Consider the following 20,152-nt stretch of genomic DNA (forward strand, 5'->3'; position numbering starts at 1 on the left):
CTCGCCCCTAGAGGAACGCGTACGCAATACCCTGCTTCGGCGCGCCACCTCGTCTTCCCCACAACTCCACTCGCCCATCGATGACCGCCATCGAGTGGCGATCATAGGCCACGACACCGAGCTTACCGCTCGCCAGCCGCGTCGAAACCACGCGCTCCACGCGCGCTTCCCTCCCACAGTGCATAGCCCGCCATTTACTTACCCCTATAGTCGCTGGACGACGTTCGTCCGTTGGCTCATAAGTGGCGAAATTGGCGTTACGCGTTCCCGCATCGGGGTAAGGTGAAACAAGCAGTAAATGACTAAGTAGCGCACACAAAAAAGGCCCCTCGATCGAGGGGCCTTTTTTGTGTGCGCTGGTACTTGAGCGACGATATCAGGTCATCTGAATGATGGTCTGCATGATGGTGCTCTGGGTGGAGATGGTCTTGGCGTTCGCCTGGTAGTTGCTCTGGGCCTTGATCAGGTCCACCAGCTCGCTGGTCAGGTTGACGTTGGAGTTCTCCAGGGAGTTGGCCACGATCGAACCCAGGGTACCGGATTGCGGGGAATCGTAACCCGGCTGGCCCGACGCGAAAGTCTCTCTCCAGGTAGTGCCGCCGGCTGGCTGCAAGCCCTGCTCGTTGTTAAAGCTGGCCAGGGAGATCTGGCCGATAGCCTTGCTCTGCTGGTTACTGAAGGTGGCGAACAGCACACCGCTGCCATCGATCTTCAGGCCGGTGATCTGGCCGGTGGCGTAGCCATCGGTAACCGGTGGGTTACGGTAGCTGGCCGAGTTGTACTGGGTGACGGTGCCCATGTTAATGGCGATGCCGTCTTTGTTCGCCGTCGCATCGTTAGCCTTCCATACGCCATCGGTCACCGTGCCAGGCACCCAATCCTTGATGGTCAAGGTGTTACCGGCAACCCCCCCGGTCACGATGCTCTTGAGATTACCGGCACCATCGAAGCTCAAGGTCGACGGCACAGGCGCCGTCACGCCAGCACCAGTACCGGTAGGGGCCGAACCATCAGGATTGCGGCCATCGATCAAGGTGTAGGCCTGCCACTGGTTGGCATCGGTTTTCACCAGGTACTGCACCATCGGGTGTGCGTTGCCCTGGGAATCGTACAATGTGGTGCTGTATTGCGTGGTGAAGGTCTCGGACTTGGTTGGATCAAACGGGTTCTTGGTCTGATCGATCACCGGCGACGAGGAGTTCAGGTTACTGCTGGAGTCCACCTTGGTGGAGGCCTTCGGTGGCAGGTTCGACAGGTTCAGTTGCAGGTCGACCAGGCCGCCCTTAGTGATCTTGCCATTCTCATCCGCGGCATAACCCTGCAGACGCGAGGTGCCGGTGTTGTTGGTGATATAGCCGTCTTTGTCAGCACGGAAAGCACCACTGCGGGTGTATTCCAGCGAACCGTCGCTGCCCTTCTGTACGAAGAAGCCGCCACCCTGGATCGCCATGTCCAGAATACCGCCACTGCCGTTAACGTCGCCCTGGGTGAACTGCTGAGACACCGCCGCCAGGTTCACACCATTGCCGATGCTGTTCTGGCCGGTGCCCAGCTTGGAGGCCGCGTAAATGTCCGCGAATTCCGCACGGGACGACTTGAAGCCAGTGGTCGCAACGTTGGCGATGTTGTTGCCGGTCACGTCCAGTTGTTTGTTGGCCGCATAGAGGCCGCTAAGGCCGATATTAAAAGACATGTTTCTCTCCCTCTGCCGTATTTAGCCGGCTCTATGTACCGATAGTCTGAATTTGCGACAGCTTGACGCTGCCCATGCCGCCAGCAAGGTTGAGCAGCATTTCGCCGCCGGTCTTGCTCAAAGTCACGCTGGTTACCGTGGCTGGCAGCGAAGTAGCGAGGGCAACCGAGTCGCCCTTGTCGCTCTTGGTGGTGGCATTGAAGGTGTAAGTGCCAGCAGGCGCGACCTCACCTTTGTCGTTCTTGCCATCCCAGATAAAGCTGGCATCGCCGGCACTCTGCGCACCCATGTCGAGGGTGCGTACCACGTTGCCGTCCTTGTCGGTGATCTTCACGGAGACGTTGCCCGTCGCCGCCGTCACCGCCACTGAGCCGGTCATGCTCTTGCTGGTATCAACCATGGCCTTGTCGGTCTGGGTGATGATCGAACGCCCCACCAGCGACGACGCTTGCAGCGCTTGCGACGAACTGAAGTTGCTGGAGATCGCATTCACCGAGTCGTTCAGGGTGTTGATGCCTTCCAGGCTGCTGAACTGTGCCAGTTGCGCCACGAACGCACCGTTGTCCTGAGGCGACAGCGGGTTCTGGTTTTTGAGCTGGGTCACCAGCAGTTGCAGGAATGCGTCCTTGCCGAGCGACTGGTTACCCGTCGCGGCCTTGGAAGCAGCACCGACACCGCTGTTGTCCGTCGCAGTCTTGACCTTGGCGTTAAAAAGGTTCTGGACTGCCGTGTTGTTAGTGGTATCAACGATGGCCATTATTTGGCGCCCCTTATCACTGACCCAGGGTCAGGACCTTCTGCATCATGGTTTTGGCGGTGTTCATCATTTCCGCGTTGGTCTGGAACGAGCGGCTGGCGGAAATCATGTCGGCCATTTCCTCGACCACGTTGACGTTGGGGTAGTAGACATAACCCTTTTCGTTCGCGGCGGGATGGTTAGGCTCATAACGGGCTTCCAGGTTGCTCTGGTCTTCGACCACACCAAGCACCTGCACGCCTTGGCCCGCCGCATCCTGGTTCTGGAACAGTGAATCGCTACCGCCGCTCTGGCCACCCTGGAACATGGTGGCAAACACCGGGTGACGGGCGCGGTAGGTCTGGTCAATGCTCGAAGACACGGTCTCGGCGTTGGCGATGTTACTGGCGACGGTGTTCAGGCGCGTGGTCTGCGCGCTCATGCCACTGCCGGCAATATTGAAAACACTGGCTAAAGACATGGCTTACTCTCCACGCAGGGCTGACATCAGCCCTTTGAATTTACTGTTGAGCAGGGTGAAGCTGGCCTGGAAGTTCACCGAGTTCTCGGCGTAGGCCGATTGCTCCAGCTGGGCGTCGACGGTGTTCTGGTCGATCGATGGCTGCATCGGCGTGCGATACAGCAGCGACTCGTCGCCACTGCTCAGGCCTTGCGCTTCGATATGACGGCTATTGGTCATATTCAAGGCGAAGGTGCCGTTCTTGTTCTTGTCCTGCTGTGCGGCGAGCACGGCGGAGAAGTCCAAGTCCCGAGCTTTGTAGTTCGGGGTATCGGCGTTGGCAATGTTGTTGGCCAGGACTTCAGCACGCTGGGCGCGGAAGCCCAGGGCTTGTTCGTGGATACCGAGCGCTTTATCGAAGCTGATGCTCATGGCGGAAACCTTTAGGCTGACCTGCTTTTCGTATCTGGGTTATAGCAAGGCGCATGCCAATTCCCTTAAGGCCCGTAATTCAAGGGGTTGCGGGATGTTTGCCAGCGGCAATGCCAGAAAAGCGGCAACGGTCTTCCGCGTGGCGCCAGTAAAGCGGCAATGGCGGTTGCCGCTTTACTGGCGGCGGCAACGGTGAGAGGCGAACGTCGAGGTTGTTGAGTGACCACTTGTCTGCACTGTCATTTCTGACAGTTGCGCTGTACGTCGCCTCGAATGCCTTATTAGCAGACGTCCCACCGTGCCTGGCAGAGGTTAAAAATGTTGAACATTCCGCCTCCAAAATTTAACGAACAAGATTCAGTGGTCCCCATCCCGAATCTGAACACCCTGCTTATTCTCGGCGACAGCGCCAAGTTGACGCTCGATTTCCCCGTCCAAGCCGGCGACATGATCTATCTGACATTGAGCAGCAGCGTCCTCGGCGGCGAATCATTACCCGTCCCGTGCAGGTGACTGCAGGGCGCACGTATGATTTCAGCTTTGATGTGATTGGAGGCGGCCCAACCTCCGATGGTTCGAGCCTATATATGACGATGAACGGTCTGCGGATAAGCACCGTCAATGTCCAGAACATTACCCAAGCCTCGCCGCAAACCGGGCGAGCAACCTTCACCGCCTCCGCCTCCGACACAGCCGGGCGGCTAGGTATTTTCAATGAGGCGGTTCCCAGCGGTGTTCATCGTCTTTCCCTGGGAAATATCCGAATGACGCTCAGGCCCTGAGTGACGACGACCAGGTGTCGTCAACACTTTGAGCGCATAAAAAACGGGAGGCCTTTGCGGGCCTCCCGTTTTTTATGCTCCAGCGCCGATCACTTGGCTTGGTAAATGATACCGGGACTGCACTGCACCATTTGGTAATGATCCGGCAGACCATTCAGTGCTTCGGATGCACCGAGGAACAGGTAACCACCGCGCTTGAGCGTACCGTGGATACGCAACAGGATGTCTTTCTTCACTTCAGCCGAGAAGTAAATCAGTACGTTGCGGCAAAACACCATGTCGAACTTGCCCAGACTGGCATAGCTATCGAGCAGGTTGAACGAGCGAAACTCCACTCGGCTCTTGATCGGCGCCTTGACCGCCCAACGCCCGGCCCCTTTCGGGTCGAAGAAACGTTGCAGGCGTTCCGGTGACAAACCACGGCCCAGGGCCAGGCTGTCGTACTCGCCGGTCTTGCAGTTGGTGAGCATAGAGCCCGACAAGTCAGTGGCGACAATTTGCGCCCCAGCCTTCAGCTGGCCCATGTTGGTGCGCTCGAACTCGTCGATGGACATCGAGATCGAGTACGGTTCCTGCCCTGAGGAACAGGCGGCCGACCAAATGCGCAGGCGCTGGCCCGGGCTGGCCTTGATGGCTTCCGGCAGCACTTTGTTCTTGAGCACTTCGAAGGGGTAGGTGTCGCGAAACCACAGGGTTTCGTTGGTGGTCATGGCATCCACCACCATTTCCTTTAGCCCGCTGCGCGGCTGGCCCTGGATGCGCTGTACCAACTCACCCAGGGACTTGATGCCCTGCTGCTCCATCAGTTTGTTGAGACGACTGGATACCAGGTACTGCTTGTTTTCACCAAGCAATATGCCACAGGCTTTTTCCAGGAAGACCCGGAACTGTTCGAAATCCAAATTACCCGTAGACACTGATACCGCCTCTAAAATCGTAAGACCGCCAGGGAAAAAGCCCCTTAGCCATGATCTGCTGCCTTGATCCGGTCGACTACCCGGGATGCCAGGTCATCAGGGCGGAATTTGGCCAGAAAGTCATCAGCACCGACCTTCTTGACCATCGCCTGATTGAATACACCCGACAACGAAGTATGCAGGATGATATGCAACTTTTGCATGCGTGGATCGTTGCGAATCTCGGCCGTGAGCGTGTAGCCATCCATTTCCGGCATCTCGATGTCGGAGATCATCATCAAGAATTCTTCTTCCGGCTTCTTGCCTTCATCCACCAGCTTACGCAGGTAATCCAAGGCCTGGCGACCATCGTTGAGGGCCACCACTTCCACACCCACGGTTTGCAGGCAACGGCTCACCTGCTTGCGCGCGACCGAGGAGTCGTCCACGGTCAGCACGCGCAACGAGATCGCCTTGTGCGCCGTCTCAGCGTCGACGACACCCACCGAAATGGATTCCGAGGTCGGCGCCACTTCGGCGAGGATTTTCTCCACGTCGATGATTTCGACCAACTGGTTATCGACCCGCGTCACCGCCGTGAGGTAGTGATCGCGGCCGGTGCCCTTGGGCGGCGGATGGATCTCCTCCCAGTTCATGTTGACGATGCGTTCCACCGAGCGCACCAGGAAACCCTGGGTCTTGGTGTTGTATTCGGTAATGATCACGAACGGGCTCTGGCGGTCCTGCAAACCTGCAGAACCGGTGGCCAAGGCCAGATCAAGAATGGGGATGGTCGCACCACGGATGTTGGCCACGCCACATACCACCGGACTGGACTTGGGCATGATCGTCAGTTTGGGGCACTGCAGCACCTCCCGCACTTTAAACACATTAATGCCATACAGCTGCTTGCCATCGAGGCGGAACAGCAACAACTCCAGGCGATTCTGCCCTACCAGCTGTGTGCGCTGGTTTACTGAATCCATTACTCCTGCCATGCCCAGACTCCTACGCCAAAACCTAGAGGTACGAAGCGTACCCAACACAAAACGGCACGAGCTTTGCTATTTATTGATTTATGAACTTTAAAACGACAGTTTCCCGACGCCTGCCACGGTACCGCAGATTGCTCTGCGTCACGATGGCGTTGCTCGCCTTGAGCTCGGGCACGGCGGCCCGTGCAGATAATGTCACCTTGCCTGATCTCCTTATCGGCGTCACTCAAGGCTTTCTTGAGTTCACTGTAGAAGATTATTTGGCGACCACTCAGACGCCTGGCCGTTATGAAATCCAGGTCAGCCAATTGGACCCGCGCCTACGCATGCCAATGTGCGACAAGGAATTGACAGCCACCCTGGAAAGCCCCGCCCAGCCGATCGGCCGCGTGACGGTAAAAGTGCGTTGCGACGGCGCTTCGCCCTGGACCGTATTCGTACCGGCCCAGGTCAAGCTGTTCCGCGATGTAGTGGTCGTCACACGCCCGCTCAAACGCACCGGTATCATCGGTTTTGAAGACGTTGCGCTGCGCGAACGGGACATAAGCCTGATCAGCCAGGGCTACCTCACCTCTGTGGACCAAGCCGTCGGGCAAAAACTAACCCGACCAATGGTCACCGACCAGGTGATAACGCTCGTCCACCTGGAACAGGCTGAAGTGATTCGCAAGGGTGACCAAGTGGTGATTTCGGCCAGCAGTGGCGGGCTGATGGTAAAGATGCCGGGCGAAGCGCTGTCCAACGGAGGGATGAGCGAACAGATACGAGTCAAGAACCTCAACTCCAATCGCGTGATCAAGGCTCAAGTTACCGCGCCGGGCCAAGTCGAGGTAGCTTTATAGATCACTGGTATCAAGCGTCAGGTTTTCCTACACTGTGCGTTGGATGTCGACCTGTACAGGTTTATTGTCATTCGAGCCTAAAGTTTGTTCGGGTATGGCCGAAAACATGGCAAGCGTCCAAATACCCAGAGGTTTTTTTATCATGGTCATCGATTTCAGTCGTTTGAATAACACCCCGGCATTGCCCGGCAATACGCGCACCAGCGGTGCCAAGGACAGCGTAGAAGCCAAGGCCCAGCCAGCGCCCGCCGCCAAGACCGAACAGGCCAGCGCCAGCCAAAGCGGGGAATCGGTACACCTGAGCAATGAGGCTCAACAGTTGCAGAAGGTCACTGACTCGCTGCGCGACCAACCGGTTGTCAATAAAGCCCGCGTGGCCGAGTTGAAACAGGCAATCGCCGATGGCAGCTATAAAGTCGACAGCAACCGTGTAGCCAGCAAGCTGCTTAACTTCGAAGCCGAGCGCTAGGCAAAGGCCTGCGCAGGGCTTTTGGACGCTTAAAACCCAAGGCCAGCCATGCACCACGACGAACATTTGCTTGAACTGATCATTGATGATCTGGCGCCGACGCAACATTTGCTCGAGCTGCTGAAAGAAGAATCCCTGGCACTCTATGGCCGGGACATGCGCTTGCTGGAAGAAATTCTGGCGCGCAAGCAGTCGCTGATTGTGCTGCTGGAGCAGCATGGCAAAAAGCGCAGCGAGATTCTCATCAGCCTCGGCCTACCGGCTGATCACGACGGCCTCGCACAACTGGCTAGCCACTCCTCAGTCGGCGATCAGTTGCTGGCGCAGAGCACCGCACTGAACCAATTGCTCACCGAGTGCCAGGACGCCAACCTGCTCAACGGTCAGTCGATCCAGCTGCAGCAAGCCACGACCGCCAACCAGTTGCGCATACTTCACGGCGGAGAGCCTCCGGCCCTTTACAACGCCCAAGGCTCAACCTCGCGCCTGGTCAAGCCAAGCACCCGCAGCCAGGCCTGACACTGGTTTACAGCGCGCCCTATCCAAGGCGCGCTACATGCTGGCAAAATGCCGGTTCTTGCGTGTAGTCGTATTTTGTCTGGAGATGGAAGAACCGTGTTCAACGCCCTTAATGCGGAAGATGCCCCGCAGCCACCCAAGGTGCTCACCACGCCTCTGGAAATCGCCAGCACGTTGCGCATGCTGCAAGAAAGCCATGATCCGCTGATCATCACTTTCCACGAACGCAGCCAGCGCTTCCAAAGCTACTTGGTGGACGTTGACCGGGACAGCAAGACGCTGGCCCTGGACGAAATGATCCCCCGCGACGGTGAACGCTATCTTGAGAATGGCGAACCGTTCCGCATCGAAGGCTTTCATGACGGCGTACGCGTCGCCTGGGAAAGCAATGGCACGCTGACCATTAGCGAAAAAGACGGCCATCGCATCTACACCGGCAGCATGCCCGACGAAGTGGTCTACCATCAGCGTCGCAATGCTTTTCGCGCCGCCTTGAAGCTGGCGCAATTGGTCAACATCGAGCTGGGTGGCGAGAAACTCAAGGCGCCGATCAGCGGCAAGTTGCTGGATATCTCCGCCACCGGCTGCAAATTGCGCTTTGAGGGCGATATTTCCGAGCGCCTGCAACTGGGCCAGGTCTACGATCGCTTTATCGCCGCCCTGCCCTTCGGCAGCATGACCACCTCCGTCGAGCTGCGTTACTTGCACCTCGAAGACAAGATCAACACCACATTCGCCGGTGTGCGCTTCCACAACATGAGCGGCCTGGTGCAACGGCAGGTGGAGCGGTTTGTGTACCAGTTGCAGCGTGAAGCGCGGCGCTTTGACAAAGACGACGACCTTTAAGCCTTAAAGGTCGCGGCAAAAAAAACGGGCAGATCCTGATGGGATCTGCCCGTTTTTGCTTTCAGGGGCGTGCCCTGCTCAAGTCATGAGGATGCTCGTCCGGCCCCAGAGGCTCCGGCGGACCTTCAAAAGCCGGCTCATCCGCCGGTTGTTGCGGATCAGCTTCAGGCTCTGGGTCCGGGACAACGGTCTGCATTTGCTCCTGTACCACGGCTTCGTCTACTCGCGGGTCCAGGCACGCCACCAGCGGCGAGCTGGACATGCTGTCGGGCATCGCCACGTGGTGCAGCGGCGCATCGTCCACCTGATGCAGGTTGGTCACCGCCTTCGGCCGGATACGCCACACCAGGATCAACGCACACAGGCTGAAAAACGCATACAGCATGTGGCTGCCGAACAGCTTCATGACCACACCGGCCAACAGCGGCCCAATACTTGCGCCGATGCCGTAGGTCACCAGCAACATGGCGGTCAGCGAGACCCGACGATCGCCTTCAACATGGTCATTGGAAAACGCCACCGCCAGCGGATACAGGCAGAACTGCACCAGGGAACACAGGAACCCGGCCACAAACAGCACTTCCAAAGGCACTTTGGTCAACACCGCCAACGGCAATGCAGCCACCGCCAGGCACAAGGCAAAGCAACGAATCAGCAAGGCTCGATCATAGCGGTCCGATAACCAACCCAACGGCCACTGCACCAACAGCCCAGCAAAAATGCAGCTACCCATAAACAGACCGACTTGCTCGGTGGTCAGGCCTTGCTGCGAGGCATAGAGCGGCGCCAAACCGTAGAACGAACCGACGATCAACCCTGCGCCCAACACCGTGCTCAGTGACTGCGGCACACGTTTGATAAAGAAGCGCGGCTCCATCGGCGCAGGATGCAGGGGCGCCGGGTGAATCCGCCGGGTCATGGCTACCGGCACCAGGCACAGCGCAAAACACAGGGCGACCAGCATCAGCAACTCGAGACCGAGCTCGGGGTGCATCACTAGGATCAACTGGCCCAGTACCAGGCCGAGATAGGACGCGATCATATAGCCACTGAACACCACGCCACGCTGCTTGGCGTCCGCCTGCTCATTGAGCCAGCTTTCGATGACCATGTACTGGCACATCATCCCCAGGCCCACGATCATCCGCAGCACGATCCAGGCCGGCAGCCAGTTAATCAGGCCATGGCCCAACACCGCCGCACCGACAATCCCGGCACAGGTGGCATACGCGCGAATATGCCCGACCCGGGCGATCAGGCGGTGCCCGATCTTGCCGCCCAGCACTAGGCCAAAGTAGTTGGCCGCCATCAGCGCACCCACCCACAGGCTGTCGACATGGTCGGCAGCGAGGCGCAGGGCCAGGTAAGTACTGAGCAGGCCGGAGCCGATCAGCATCATCAAGGAGGCGAAATAAAGGGCTCGAAAAGATTTCCAGATTTGGCGCATCGGCGTTCCGAGCGGCTCCTTGCAGTGGGTGACAGGGCTATCGGCATGATAGTCCGGGGTTGCCGGGTCCGGACAGGCGATAAATCGGTATCCGGGGAATATTTTGCTTAATAGCTCAGACGTTGCCTGGCCGCGTGCAAGGTACAAAGATGGCGATAAATACATCGCGCACCTGCTGTGAACACCGATCGCCGGCAAGGTTCGACCGGTGTTTGACGAGCACCCACAAAAAAGCCCCGCCAGAGCAATCTGTACGGGGCTTTTCAGCGTTGAATTTGGTGTCCCAGGGCCGGTTCGAACGCCACCTTCCCCTTAGGAGGGGGATGCTCTATCCAATTGAGCTACTGGGACAAATGACAGCCATCGGGCCAAAAGCGCAGCGACGGACGGCGTGCATGTTAACGGCCGAGGTCGGTTTTGTCATGTCGTCCGTTGGCTTTTTGAGTGTAGGCCGATCCTTGTCGTGGGGATTACAGTTTCGCCGAGTAAACCCGGGCACTTGGCGCTATCGTGCAAATTGCACTCCTGCAAAATAGCCGCATTGCAAATTGCAACGTAGCATGACTAAAAATAACACCTAACTTATTGCTTTTATTGATATAAAAGATTGGCACGGGACCTGCAATACTTATCCTACAAAACCATTCGGCCCAGCCACTGCGGAGAACAAGAACATGAACAGCGCCCTACTGTTAAGCCTCAACGCTGTGGCCCTGGCTGCACTGGTCATGTTCCATTTTCAAGCAACCCAAGATGACGTCGCGCAAATCAGCCAGCCGGTGCCTCACCACCTGCAACAGCGTCCGCAATTGGCGGTGATGAACCCCACTGTGCAGTCGCCGATTCGTGTGGCCCAAGACACTCAGGCAGCCCCCGTCTCTGAACACTGGGTTTTCTGAGGAAGCCTTTATGACGAAACCCGCCTGGTTATTCCTGTGCCTGACCCTGGCAGCCGGCCTATTTGGCCTGAGCACACCCTCTCAAGACGGCCAAACAACAGCCCTCATAGCCGCCGGCGTCTTCGCTGGTTTGCTGGTTCTGACGCTGATCGTTGGGCGCCGTATCAAATTCGATCCTGTGCTGCGCTAAGAACCTCCTCGCGTCACCCCTTCCTACCTTATGTCGCAACGCCCTAGCAAATCGGCAAATTGCCACTAGTCTTAAATGCGAGGGCAAAAGGCCATATTGCTATAGGATGTGCGGCCTCAAACCCTGTTGTGGCCTGGACTTACGAGAAGTTCCGTCGCGGAATCACTCGTTGAAAAGTTTTCAAACCAGTCCGCAAAAATGCAAATGAGTGCTGGCATAAAGCCTTTAGTCGGTTCAATATTTGTCACAGAATTGACGCCAAGGAAATGTCAAATCTGAGGCATGATGCGGCCTCTTTGCAATTCGGGTTGAACTTTGGTCGTGAGCCTTGTCTTAACACTCATCTTGCGGCCAATTCCAAAAACCGCTCCCCTGAACTAACCGGTTAAATATATGCGCCCATTGAAACAGGCAATTTATTCCAGCCGTACGGCTGACAAGTTCGTCGTACGTCTGCCAGACGGAATGCGGGAACGCATTGCCGAGGTGGCTCGCAATCATCACCGCAGCATGAACTCCGAAATCATCGCGCGCCTCGAACAAAGCCTCATTCAGGAAGGTGCGCTGGGAGAAGAGTTGAGCATGCGCCTGGACAGCCCAGAGCTGTCACTGCACGAACGCGAACTGCTGCAGCGTTTTCGTCAGCTCTCCCACCGCCAGCAAAATGCTCTCGTCTCGCTTATTGCGCACGACGTTGAGGCGGCCGCAGAAGCCAATTGATCTGCAACTGAAAGCCGAAGCCAGCCCTGTGCTGGCTTTTTTTTGCTTGGGATTTGAGTAGAAGAAGCAAAGCGGGAGCAGATTTGCTCCCGCGGGAAGGGATCAGAGCAGGAAGATCGTCGCCAAGCCCAGGAAGATGAAGAAGCCACCACTGTCGGTCATGGCGGTGATCATCACACTGGCGCCCATCGCCGGGTCGCGCCCAAGGCGCGCCAGGGTCATGGGGATCAGCACCCCCATCAGCGCCGCCAATAGCAGGTTGAGGGTCATGGCGGCCGTCATCACGACGCCCAGTGACCAACTGCCATAGAGCAAATAGGCGACCACACCGATCACACCACCCCACACCAGGCCGTTGATAAGGCCCACGGCCAACTCTTTGCGCAGCAGGCGCGAGGAATTAGCGGTACTCACCTGATCCAGCGCCATCGCGCGCACGATCATGGTGATGGTTTGATTACCGGAGTTGCCGCCGATACCGGCCACAATCGGCATCAGCGCTGCGAGGGCCACCAGCTTCTCGATGGAGCCTTCAAACAGCCCGATCACACGTGAAGCTATGAAGGCGGTGATCAGGTTGATCGCAAGCCACGCCCAGCGGTTATGCAGGGAACGCCAGACCGACGCAAAAATATCTTCCTCTTCACGCAGACCCGCCATGTTGAGGACTTCGGTTTCACTCTCTTCACGGATCAAGTCGACCATTTCATCGATGGTCAAACGGCCGATCAGCTTGCCGTTCTTGTCGACCACCGGCGCGGAGATCAAGTCATAACGCTCAAATGCCTGCGCCGCCTCATAGGCGTCTTCATCCGGGTGAAAACTCACGGTATCGCTGGCCATCAGATCCGCAACTTTCTTGTCAGGATCATTCACCAGCAAACGCTTGATCGGCAACACACCCTTAAGAATGCCTTCGTAGTCGACCACGAACAGCTTGTCGGTGTGACCGGGCAATTCTTTGAGGCGGCGCAGGTAACGCAATACCACTTCCAAGCTGACGTCTTCGCGGATGGTGACCATCTCGAAGTCCATCAACGCGCCGACCTGATCCTCATCGTAGGACAGCGCTGAACGCACACGCTCACGCTGCTGGCTATCGAGAGCCTCCATCAGCTCATGGACAACATCACGGGGCAGCTCGGGGGCCAAGTCGGCCAACTCGTCGGCGTCCATTTCCCTGGCCGCAGCGAGGAGCTCGTGATCGTCCATGTCGGCGATCAGGGTTTCACGGACCGAGTCGGACACTTCGAGCAGGATATCGCCATCGCGGTCAGCCTTGACCAACTGCCAAAGGGTCAGTCGATCATTCAGCGGCAAGGCTTCGAGGATATAGGCGACGTCGGCGGAGTGCAGGTCGTCGAGCTTGCGCTGCAACTCGACGAGGTTTTGCCGGTGCACCAGGTTTTCGACGCGGTCGTGATGCGGACCTTCCTGGCGGTGCGTGAGGTCTTCGACCACGCGCTGGCGCTGCAGCAGCTCGATAACTTGAGCCAAACGATCCTGCAGGCTGTCTTGTGTTTTCTTTACTTCTACTTCGGTCATAGGCGAACTCCACTCCCAGCAGCGGGGCACGCCGGAAGGATCAATCAGTCAATTCATGATTGGAAAAACGGGGTACTGAGTAACTACTGGGTAAGTCCATGGAGGTATTCCACAAGCCCCGGCGGGGCTGACGGGCGCAATGATACACCTTGCGTCCGTTTTAAACGTTAAAAAACTGGAAAGAACAAGCGCTTGCGAGCCAAAGCTGAACATCGGCTGCATATAGAATTGCGACGACGCAGGCTGAAAGGAAAACACATGGCGCTGGAGAAAAAGATGAAACCCTACACAAACCCCAGACGGCAAAAAGCCCGCACTAGGCGGGCTTTTTGTTTGTATGGTGCACTCGACAGGATTCGAACCTGTGACCGCTCGGTTCGTAGCCGAGTACTCTATCCAGCTGAGCTACGAGTGCAGATTGTGTTTTTAGACCAGATCACAACTGGTTGAAGCTGAGTCACCTGCATCGCTGCAACTGACTCTTAAATGGTGCACTCGACAGGATTCGAACCTGTGACCGCTCGGTTCGTAGCCGAGTACTCTATCCAGCTGAGCTACGAGTGCATTTGTTGCCGCGCATTATAGGCCGTTCAATCTCTATGTAAAGCTATTTTTTCGAGCAATTTCAACAACTTACCGAAAAAACCAGATTGCAACGTACTAAGCAAATAATGGCGGAGAACGGGGGATTCGAACCCCCGACACCCTTTTGAGGTGTACTCCCTTAGCAGGGGAGCGCCTTCGGCCACTCGGCCAGCTCTCCGCAACACGGGGCGTATATTAACCACGTTCATCCCCGTTTGCAAACATAAAAAACGATAAAAATTAAAGGCTTGGTTCTTCGTCCTTCTCTTTCTTGATCCGCAGGTAGATTTCCTCGCGGTGGACCGCTACCTCTTTCGGAGCGTTAACCCCTATACGTACTTGATTGCCTTTGACGCCGAGCACGGTCACGGTGATTTCGCCATCACCGATAATCAGGCTTTCTGCGCAACGACGAGTCAGAATCAGCATACCTTTCTCCTCACGCATTTCAGTTCAGGAACAACAGTCTGCAAAAAAAAGGCCTTCGAACTGCAACCCAAAGGTCACAGCCCTACTCGCCTAAGTATTGTCGAGCGCACCAAAAAGAACATGCGCCCGGCAAAAAAATGAAAGGCGCGGTAAGCCGCGCCTTCCTGGCATCGCATCACTCGCCCGGTCGGGCCGGAGCATCCAGCTCAAAAGCGGTATGCAGCGAGCGTACAGCCAGTTCCAGGTACTTCTCTTCGATCACCACCGAGACTTTGATTTCCGACGTGGAGATCATCTGGATGTTGATGCTTTCCTTGGCCAGCGCCTCGAACATGCGGCTGGCAACGCCGGCATGGGAACGCATGCCCACACCCACGATCGACACCTTGGTAATCTTGGTATCGCCGACCACTTCACGGGCGCCGATCTCGCTCGCGGTGTTCTGCAGGATCCGTTCCGCCGCATCGTACTCGTTACGGTGCACGGTGAAGGTGAAATCGGTGGTGTTATCGTGCGAAACGTTCTGCACGATCATGTCGACTTCAATGTTCGCACCGCTGATAGGGCCGAGGATCTTGAAGGCCACGCCCGGGGTATCCGGCACGCCACGGATCGTCAGCTTGGCTTCATCGCGATTGAAAGCGATGCCGGAAATGATCGGCTGTTCCATGGATTCCTCTTCATCAATAGTAATGAGGGTGCCCGGACCCTCTTTGAAGCTGTGCAATACGCGCAGCGGAACGTTGTACTTGCCGGCGAACTCCACCGCGCGGATCTGCAACACCTTGGAACCGAGGCTGGCCATTTCCAGCATCTCTTCAAAGGTGATCTTGTCCAGGCGCTGGGCCACGGACACCACGCGCGGATCGGTGGTGTACACGCCGTCCACATCGGTATAGATCTGGCATTCATCCGCCTTGAGGGCCGCTGCCAGCGCCACACCGGTGGTGTCCGAACCACCACGCCCAAGGGTCGTGATGTTGCCGTGTTCGTCCACACCCTGGAAGCCTGCTACAACTACCACGCGCCCAGCCTTGAGATCAGTACGAATTTTCTGATCATCAATCTGCAGGATGCGCGCCTTGGTATGTGCGCTATCGGTGAGGATGCGCACCTGACTGCCAGTGTAGGACACTGCCGGCACACCGCGCTTATTCAGCGCCATAGCCAGCAAGGCGATAGTCACCTGCTCGCCAGTGGACACGATCACATCCAACTCACGCGGCAGCGGCTGTTGATCACCGCTGATTGCCTTGGCCAGATCGATCAGGCGATTGGTCTCCCCGCTCATGGCTGACAGCACCACCACCAAGTCGTCGCCGGCGTCGCGGAATTTCTTAACCTTGTCGGCGACCTGCTCGATTCTTTCGACAGAGCCGACCGAGGTGCCTCCAAATTTCTGTACGATCAAAGCCATTTCTAAGCCGCCTCAGCCCGTAAAGGGGCGCCCAATAAACAAATATTCCAGCAACCGAACGAGCCCATGACTAGACCACGGGCTCAGCCATAGCGCCTTAAATACCGGCTTCGACAAACGGCACGGTCAGGGCCAGGGCCGCGTCCAGGCTGCCGGCGTCTACACCACCGCCTTGCGCCATGTCCGGACGACCACCGCCCTTCCCGCCCACTGCCGCAGCGGCTTGCTTCATTAAATCACCGGCCTTGAGTTGGCCAGTCAGGTCTTTGGTTACACCGGCAACCAGAACGACCTTTTCCTCATGGACACCGCCGAGCAGGATCACTGCGCGGCCGAGCTTGTTCTTCAACTGATCGACCAAGGCCAACAGCGCCTTGCCGTCCTGACCGTCCAGGCGTACGGCCAGGACTTTCACGCCCTTGACGTCCAGCGCCGAGGCCGACAGATCGTCGCCCGCCGCGCTGGCTGCCTTGGCCTGCAACTGCTCCAGCTGTTTCTCCAGCGCGCGGTTGCGTTCCAGTACGGCGGACAGCTTGTCGATCAGGTTGTCGCGGCTGCCCTTGACCAGGCCGGCCGCTTCCTTGAGTTGTTCTTCGGCCGCATTGAGGTAGGCCAGGGCCGCAGCACCAGTAACCGCTTCAATACGACGTACGCCGGAGGCCACACCGCCTTCGCTGATGATTTTCAGCAGGCCGATGTCGCCGGTACGGTTGGCATGGATACCGCCACACAGCTCCACCGAGAAGCTGCCGCCCATGCTCAGTACACGCACTTCGTCGCCGTACTTCTCGCCAAACAGCGCCATGGCGCCTTTGTTCTTGGCGGTTTCGATATCGGTTTCTTCGGTTTCCACCGGGGTGTTCTTGCGGATTTCAGCGTTGACGATCTCTTCCAGCGCCTTGATCTGTTCAGGCTTGATCGCTTCAAAGTGGCTGAAGTCAAAGCGCAGGCGCTGGCTATCGACCAACGAACCCTTCTGCTGCACGTGCTCACCCAACACCTGACGCAACGCGGCGTGCAGCAAGTGAGTGGCAGAATGGTTCAAAGCAGTTGCATGCCGCACGTCGGCATCAACCTGCGTGTCGACTGGCGCGCCGACCGTCAGGTTACCCAACACCAACACACCGTGGTGCAGGAACGCACCGCCGGTCTTGGTGGTGTCGCGCACTTCAAAACGACCGGACGTCGAGCTCAGGAAGCCGCAATCACCCACCTGGCCACCGGACTCGGCGTAGAACGGCGTCTGGTCAAGCACCACCACCGCCTCTTCGCCTTCGCTCAACACGTCAACCGACTTGCCATCTTTATAGATAGCCACGATCTTGGCCGAGCCTGCCGTGGCCTGATAACCGGTGAACGCGGTCGGCACATCAACTTTGACCAAGGTGTTGTAGTCCAGACCAAAGGAGCTGGCGGAACGCGCGCGTACACGCTGGGCTTCCATCTCACGCTCAAAACCCGCCTCATCGACGGTCAGCTCGCGCTCACGGGCGATGTCGGCGGTCAGGTCCATCGGGAAACCGTAGGTGTCATACAGCTTGAACACCACGTCGCCCGGCACCACAGTGCCTTTGAGCTCAGCCAGGTCCTGCTCGAGAATCTTCAAGCCGTGTTCCAGGGTCTTGGAGAACTGCTCTTCTTCAGCCTTGAGCACACGCTCGATGTTGGCCTGCTGCTGCTTGAGTTCCGGAAAGGCATCGCCCATCTCGGCCACCAGCGCGGCAACGATTTTGTAGAAGAAGCTACCGGTAGCGCCCAGCTTGTTACCGTGACGGCAGGCGCGACGAATGATACGGCGCAACACATAGCCACGGCCTTCGTTCGACGGCAGTACGCCGTCGGCGATCAGGAAGCCACAGGAACGGATATGGTCCGACACCACCTTGAGCGAAGACTGGCCTTCGTTGGCGCAACCAATGGCTGCGGCAGACGCGCTCAACAGGTTGGTGAACAGGTCGATTTCGTAGTTGGAGTGAACGTGCTGCATCACCGCACTGATCCGCTCCAGGCCCATGCCGGTGTCAACCGACGGTGCCGGCAGCGGATGCAACACGCCATCGGCGGTGCGGTTGAATTGCATGAACACGTTGTTCCAGATTTCGATGTAACGGTCGCCATCTTCTTCCGGCGAGCCCGGTGGGCCGCCCCAGATGTCGGCGCCGTGATCGTAGAAAATTTCGGTGCACGGGCCGCACGGGCCGGTATCGCCCATGGTCCAGAAGTTATCGGAGGCGTAAGGGGCGCCCTTGTTGTCGCCGATGCGAATCATGCGCTCAGCTGGAACGCCGATTTCTTTGGTCCAGATGTCATACGCTTCGTCGTCCGTCGCGTAGACGGTGACCCAGAGCTTTTCTTTCGGCAGCTTCAGCACGCCAGTCAGGAAGGTCCAGGCGAACGTAATCGCATCTTTCTTGAAATAGTCGCCGAAGCTGAAGTTACCCAGCATCTCGAAAAAAGTGTGGTGGCGAGCGGTGTAGCCGACGTTTTCCAGGTCGCTGTTCTTGCCCCCGGCGCGTACGCACTTCTGGCTGCTGGTCGCGCGGGTATACGCGCGCTTTTCCTGGCCCAGGAAGCAGTCCTTGAACTGGTTCATCCCCGCGTTAGTGAACAGCAGGGTTGGGTCATTGCCTGGGATCAAGGAGCTGGAGGCTACACGGGTGTGGCCTTGCTCTTCGAAGAAGCGAAGGAAGGCTTCACGGATTTCTGCGCTTTTCATTAGGTTCTTCCACGGAGGCTGCGGCCAAAGGCCAGTGCGCAACATCATCAGACGGAGCGACGGCAAAGGGCCGCATTATATCGGCCCTTTGCCGGTGGTACAGCGTGTTTATACGATAGAAACGCTCAATTAGACGGCGGGCACGGTCATTTCTGCGAAAAATCGACAAATGCCTGCACGACGTGCTCAATCTGCGCCCGGCTGACATCCAGATGCGTGACCATGCGCAGACGCGGCGCGGCGCTCAGCTTGATCCCGCGCTCAGCAGCAAATGCCTTCAAGGCCTGCGCCCGATCACCGACCTGCACATACACCATGTTGGTCTGGACCGGTTCCACCTCAAAGCCGGCTTTGCGCAACGCATCGCCCAGCCACTGCGCATTGGCGTGGTCATCGGCCAGGCGCTGCACCTGGTGATCCAACGCATACAGCCCCGCCGCCGCCAGGGAGCCGGCCTGGCGCATACCGCCACCGACCATCTTGCGCAGGCGACGCGCCTTGGCGATCAACGCCGCCGAGCCGCACAACACTGAGCCGATCGGCGCACCCAGGCCTTTGGACAGGCACACCGACACCGAGTCGAAATGCTGGGCGATTTCCCGCGCATCCACCCCAAGCTTGACCGCCGCGTTGTAGATTCGCGCGCCATCCAAGTGCAAAGACAGGCCATGCTCACGGGTAAACGCACGCGCCTTCGCCAAGTATTCCAGCGGCAACACTTTGCCCTGCATGGTGTTTTCCAACGCCAGCAGACGGGTGCGGGCGAAGTGGAAATCGTCGGGTTTGATCGCTGCCAGCACGTGGTCCAGATCCAGCGAGCCGTCCGCCTGTACTTCCAGCGGCTGCGGCTGGATCGAGCCCAGCACCGCCGCGCCACCGCCTTCGTATTTGTAGGTATGAGCCTGCTGCCCGACGATGTACTCCTCGCCGCGCTCACAGTGAGCCATCAACGCCAACAGGTTGCTCATGGTGCCGGTGGGCACGAACAACGCCGCCTCGAACCCCAGGCGCTTGGCCAGTTCGGCCTCCAGGTGGTTGACGCTCGGGTCTTCGCCGTAGACGTCGTCGCCGCTGGCGGCACTGGCCATCGCGTCACGCATGCCGGGGGTGGGTTGGGTCACGGTGTCGCTACGCAGGTCGATCACAGACATGAAACAAGCCTCTAATGGGTTAAATAAGTTCCTTTTATGGATGATTACTGCGGGCAAAGCCACGCAATATCAAGCCCCACGTTACTTCAATCGAATACCAACCAAACAAACCGATATAGGTTATCGATGCGGCAATCGTGCAGTTTTTGAAAAACCATGTTAAAAACTCTCCGCCACCAGGGTTCTGGCGGCAACGTTCTCAGGGCGGGGTGCAATTCCCCACCGGCGGTAATTGCACGCAATGTGCATAGCCCGCGAGCGCTTGGCGCCTCGAACTGCTCACGCAGGACGGCGACAAGGTCAGCAGACCCGGTGTGATCCCGGGGCCGACGGTCATAGTCCGGATGAAGAGAGAACGGGATTGGCACCTAAGGGCCGCGCGC

20 protein-coding genes, 4 tRNA genes and 1 riboswitch are annotated in these 20,152 nt (G+C 57.8%); of the genes, 8 read left to right on the plus strand and 16 right to left on the minus strand.

What is annotated here, in order from left to right; translation table 11 throughout:
* Window positions 1–376 precede the first annotated feature (376 nt).
* From flgE to flgB, 4 genes are read right to left on the minus strand one after another with little or no spacing between them, the layout of a single operon-like run.
* Window positions 377–1,693 (minus strand): flagellar hook protein FlgE, encoded by a 1,317-nt coding sequence (gene flgE, locus GJU48_RS18175; RefSeq protein ID WP_094950522.1) that lies wholly within the window; start codon window positions 1,691–1,693, stop codon window positions 377–379.
* Window positions 1,694–1,724: 31 nt separating this feature from the next.
* Window positions 1,725–2,450, minus strand: coding sequence for a flagellar hook assembly protein FlgD (gene flgD, locus GJU48_RS18180; RefSeq protein ID WP_094950521.1), 726 nt, complete (start codon window positions 2,448–2,450; stop codon window positions 1,725–1,727).
* A 16-nt stretch (window positions 2,451–2,466) separates the two neighbouring features.
* Window positions 2,467–2,910, minus strand: a complete 444-nt coding sequence (gene flgC / locus GJU48_RS18185; RefSeq protein WP_016973698.1) for a flagellar basal body rod protein FlgC — start codon at window positions 2,908–2,910, stop codon at window positions 2,467–2,469.
* Between the two features lie 3 nt (window positions 2,911–2,913).
* A complete protein-coding gene (flgB, locus tag GJU48_RS18190; RefSeq protein ID WP_016973699.1) occupies window positions 2,914–3,321 on the minus strand; it encodes a flagellar basal body rod protein FlgB in 408 nt (135 codons plus the stop codon).
* 318 nt (window positions 3,322–3,639) lie between these two features.
* Here flgB and GJU48_RS25390 point away from each other — a divergent pair, with 318 nt between their 5' ends.
* Window positions 3,640–3,834 carry a hypothetical protein gene (locus tag GJU48_RS25390; protein WP_256671160.1) on the plus strand — a complete coding sequence of 65 codons (195 nt, stop codon included), beginning with the start codon at window positions 3,640–3,642 and terminating at the stop codon, window positions 3,832–3,834.
* 358 nt (window positions 3,835–4,192) lie between these two features.
* Here GJU48_RS25390 and cheR read toward each other — a convergent pair whose 3' ends face one another.
* On the minus strand, window positions 4,193–5,020 hold the full coding sequence (gene cheR, locus GJU48_RS18195) for a protein-glutamate O-methyltransferase CheR (RefSeq protein WP_094950519.1): 828 nt from the start codon (window positions 5,018–5,020) through the stop codon (window positions 4,193–4,195).
* Between the two features lie 44 nt (window positions 5,021–5,064).
* Window positions 5,065–5,997 carry a chemotaxis protein CheV gene (locus GJU48_RS18200; RefSeq protein WP_094950518.1) on the minus strand — a complete coding sequence of 311 codons (933 nt, stop codon included), beginning with the start codon at window positions 5,995–5,997 and terminating at the stop codon, window positions 5,065–5,067.
* 80 nt (window positions 5,998–6,077) lie between these two features.
* Between GJU48_RS18200 and flgA the strand changes: the two genes are divergently transcribed.
* From flgA to GJU48_RS18220, 4 genes are all read left to right on the plus strand, one after another.
* Complete coding sequence (gene flgA / locus GJU48_RS18205; protein ID WP_094950517.1) at window positions 6,078–6,836, plus strand: flagellar basal body P-ring formation chaperone FlgA; 759 nt, start codon at window positions 6,078–6,080, stop codon at window positions 6,834–6,836.
* A 142-nt stretch (window positions 6,837–6,978) separates the two neighbouring features.
* A complete protein-coding gene (gene flgM, locus GJU48_RS18210) occupies window positions 6,979–7,305 on the plus strand; it encodes a flagellar biosynthesis anti-sigma factor FlgM (RefSeq protein WP_094950516.1) in 327 nt (108 codons plus the stop codon).
* 48 nt (window positions 7,306–7,353) lie between these two features.
* Window positions 7,354–7,824, plus strand: coding sequence for a flagella synthesis protein FlgN (locus GJU48_RS18215; RefSeq protein ID WP_094950515.1), 471 nt, complete (start codon window positions 7,354–7,356; stop codon window positions 7,822–7,824).
* 96 nt (window positions 7,825–7,920) lie between these two features.
* On the plus strand, window positions 7,921–8,670 hold the full coding sequence (locus GJU48_RS18220; protein ID WP_094950514.1) for a flagellar brake protein: 750 nt from the start codon (window positions 7,921–7,923) through the stop codon (window positions 8,668–8,670).
* Between the two features lie 61 nt (window positions 8,671–8,731).
* Here the strand turns inward: GJU48_RS18220 and GJU48_RS18225 are convergent, their stop codons facing one another.
* The gene (locus GJU48_RS18225; protein WP_094950513.1) at window positions 8,732–10,117 is read right to left on the minus strand and encodes an MFS transporter; all 1,386 of its coding nucleotides are present in this window, start codon (window positions 10,115–10,117) and stop codon (window positions 8,732–8,734) included.
* 276 nt (window positions 10,118–10,393) lie between these two features.
* Window positions 10,394–10,468: transfer RNA gene (locus GJU48_RS18230), tRNA-Arg, on the minus strand.
* Window positions 10,469–10,791: 323 nt separating this feature from the next.
* Between GJU48_RS18230 and GJU48_RS18235 the strand changes: the two genes are divergently transcribed.
* From GJU48_RS18235 to GJU48_RS18245, 3 genes are all read left to right on the plus strand, one after another.
* A complete protein-coding gene (locus tag GJU48_RS18235; RefSeq protein ID WP_094950505.1) occupies window positions 10,792–11,016 on the plus strand; it encodes a hypothetical protein in 225 nt (74 codons plus the stop codon).
* A 10-nt stretch (window positions 11,017–11,026) separates the two neighbouring features.
* The gene (locus GJU48_RS18240; protein ID WP_094950504.1) at window positions 11,027–11,206 is read left to right on the plus strand and encodes a PA3371 family protein; all 180 of its coding nucleotides are present in this window, start codon (window positions 11,027–11,029) and stop codon (window positions 11,204–11,206) included.
* Window positions 11,207–11,599: 393 nt separating this feature from the next.
* Entirely contained in the window at window positions 11,600–11,926 is a 327-nt protein-coding gene (locus GJU48_RS18245; RefSeq protein WP_003193592.1) for an Arc family DNA-binding protein, read from the plus strand.
* A 102-nt stretch (window positions 11,927–12,028) separates the two neighbouring features.
* Here the strand turns inward: GJU48_RS18245 and mgtE are convergent, their stop codons facing one another.
* The 8 genes from mgtE to ltaE all read right to left on the minus strand — a co-directional run bounded on the left by mgtE (window position 12,029) and on the right by ltaE (window position 19,769).
* Window positions 12,029–13,471 (minus strand): magnesium transporter, encoded by a 1,443-nt coding sequence (mgtE, locus tag GJU48_RS18250; protein WP_094950503.1) that lies wholly within the window; start codon window positions 13,469–13,471, stop codon window positions 12,029–12,031.
* Between the two features lie 338 nt (window positions 13,472–13,809).
* Window positions 13,810–13,886: transfer RNA gene (locus GJU48_RS18255), tRNA-Arg, on the minus strand.
* Between the two features lie 72 nt (window positions 13,887–13,958).
* Window positions 13,959–14,035, minus strand: a tRNA-Arg gene (locus GJU48_RS18260).
* Between the two features lie 108 nt (window positions 14,036–14,143).
* A tRNA-Ser gene (locus tag GJU48_RS18265) sits at window positions 14,144–14,234 on the minus strand.
* A gap of 62 nt (window positions 14,235–14,296) precedes the next feature.
* Entirely contained in the window at window positions 14,297–14,485 is a 189-nt protein-coding gene (gene csrA, locus GJU48_RS18270) for a carbon storage regulator CsrA (RefSeq protein ID WP_003175645.1), read from the minus strand.
* Window positions 14,486–14,660: 175 nt separating this feature from the next.
* Window positions 14,661–15,902 carry an aspartate kinase gene (locus GJU48_RS18275; RefSeq protein ID WP_094950502.1) on the minus strand — a complete coding sequence of 414 codons (1,242 nt, stop codon included), beginning with the start codon at window positions 15,900–15,902 and terminating at the stop codon, window positions 14,661–14,663.
* Between the two features lie 97 nt (window positions 15,903–15,999).
* Window positions 16,000–18,618: an alanine--tRNA ligase gene (alaS, locus tag GJU48_RS18280; protein WP_094950501.1), complete on the minus strand. Its 2,619-nt coding sequence runs from the start codon at window positions 18,616–18,618 to the stop codon at window positions 16,000–16,002.
* 146 nt (window positions 18,619–18,764) lie between these two features.
* On the minus strand, window positions 18,765–19,769 hold the full coding sequence (gene ltaE, locus GJU48_RS18285) for a low-specificity L-threonine aldolase (protein ID WP_094950500.1): 1,005 nt from the start codon (window positions 19,767–19,769) through the stop codon (window positions 18,765–18,767).
* 191 nt (window positions 19,770–19,960) lie between these two features.
* Window positions 19,961–20,130, plus strand: a riboswitch (FMN riboswitch).
* Window positions 20,131–20,152: the final 22 nt, after the last annotated feature.

The organism is Pseudomonas sp. IB20, assembly GCF_009707325.1.
GTDB lineage: Bacteria > Pseudomonadota > Gammaproteobacteria > Pseudomonadales > Pseudomonadaceae > Aquipseudomonas.

Excerpts from the sequence above, each read along its gene's own strand:
- GJU48_RS18235 (WP_094950505.1), top strand. The coding sequence starts at position 10,792 with ATGAACAGCGCCCTACTGTTAAGCCTCAACGCTGTGGCCCTGGCTGCA.
- GJU48_RS18225 (WP_094950513.1), bottom strand. The coding sequence starts at position 10,117 with ATGCGCCAAATCTGGAAATCTTTTCGAGCCCTTTATTTCGCCTCCTTG.
- GJU48_RS25390 (WP_256671160.1), top strand. The coding sequence starts at position 3,640 with ATGTTGAACATTCCGCCTCCAAAATTTAACGAACAAGATTCAGTGGTC.
- GJU48_RS18240 (WP_094950504.1), top strand. The coding sequence starts at position 11,027 with ATGACGAAACCCGCCTGGTTATTCCTGTGCCTGACCCTGGCAGCCGGC.
- flgB (WP_016973699.1), bottom strand. The coding sequence starts at position 3,321 with ATGAGCATCAGCTTCGATAAAGCGCTCGGTATCCACGAACAAGCCCTG.
- GJU48_RS18275 (WP_094950502.1), bottom strand. The coding sequence starts at position 15,902 with ATGGCTTTGATCGTACAGAAATTTGGAGGCACCTCGGTCGGCTCTGTC.
- ltaE (WP_094950500.1), bottom strand. The coding sequence starts at position 19,769 with ATGTCTGTGATCGACCTGCGTAGCGACACCGTGACCCAACCCACCCCC.
- flgD (WP_094950521.1), bottom strand. The coding sequence starts at position 2,450 with ATGGCCATCGTTGATACCACTAACAACACGGCAGTCCAGAACCTTTTT.
- GJU48_RS18200 (WP_094950518.1), bottom strand. The coding sequence starts at position 5,997 with ATGGCAGGAGTAATGGATTCAGTAAACCAGCGCACACAGCTGGTAGGG.
- flgM (WP_094950516.1), top strand. The coding sequence starts at position 6,979 with ATGGTCATCGATTTCAGTCGTTTGAATAACACCCCGGCATTGCCCGGC.
- mgtE (WP_094950503.1), bottom strand. The coding sequence starts at position 13,471 with ATGACCGAAGTAGAAGTAAAGAAAACACAAGACAGCCTGCAGGATCGT.
- GJU48_RS18245 (WP_003193592.1), top strand. The coding sequence starts at position 11,600 with ATGCGCCCATTGAAACAGGCAATTTATTCCAGCCGTACGGCTGACAAG.
- flgC (WP_016973698.1), bottom strand. The coding sequence starts at position 2,910 with ATGTCTTTAGCCAGTGTTTTCAATATTGCCGGCAGTGGCATGAGCGCG.
- alaS (WP_094950501.1), bottom strand. The coding sequence starts at position 18,618 with ATGAAAAGCGCAGAAATCCGTGAAGCCTTCCTTCGCTTCTTCGAAGAG.
- csrA (WP_003175645.1), bottom strand. The coding sequence starts at position 14,485 with ATGCTGATTCTGACTCGTCGTTGCGCAGAAAGCCTGATTATCGGTGAT.
- flgA (WP_094950517.1), top strand. The coding sequence starts at position 6,078 with ATGAACTTTAAAACGACAGTTTCCCGACGCCTGCCACGGTACCGCAGA.
- flgE (WP_094950522.1), bottom strand. The coding sequence starts at position 1,693 with ATGTCTTTTAATATCGGCCTTAGCGGCCTCTATGCGGCCAACAAACAA.
- GJU48_RS18215 (WP_094950515.1), top strand. The coding sequence starts at position 7,354 with ATGCACCACGACGAACATTTGCTTGAACTGATCATTGATGATCTGGCG.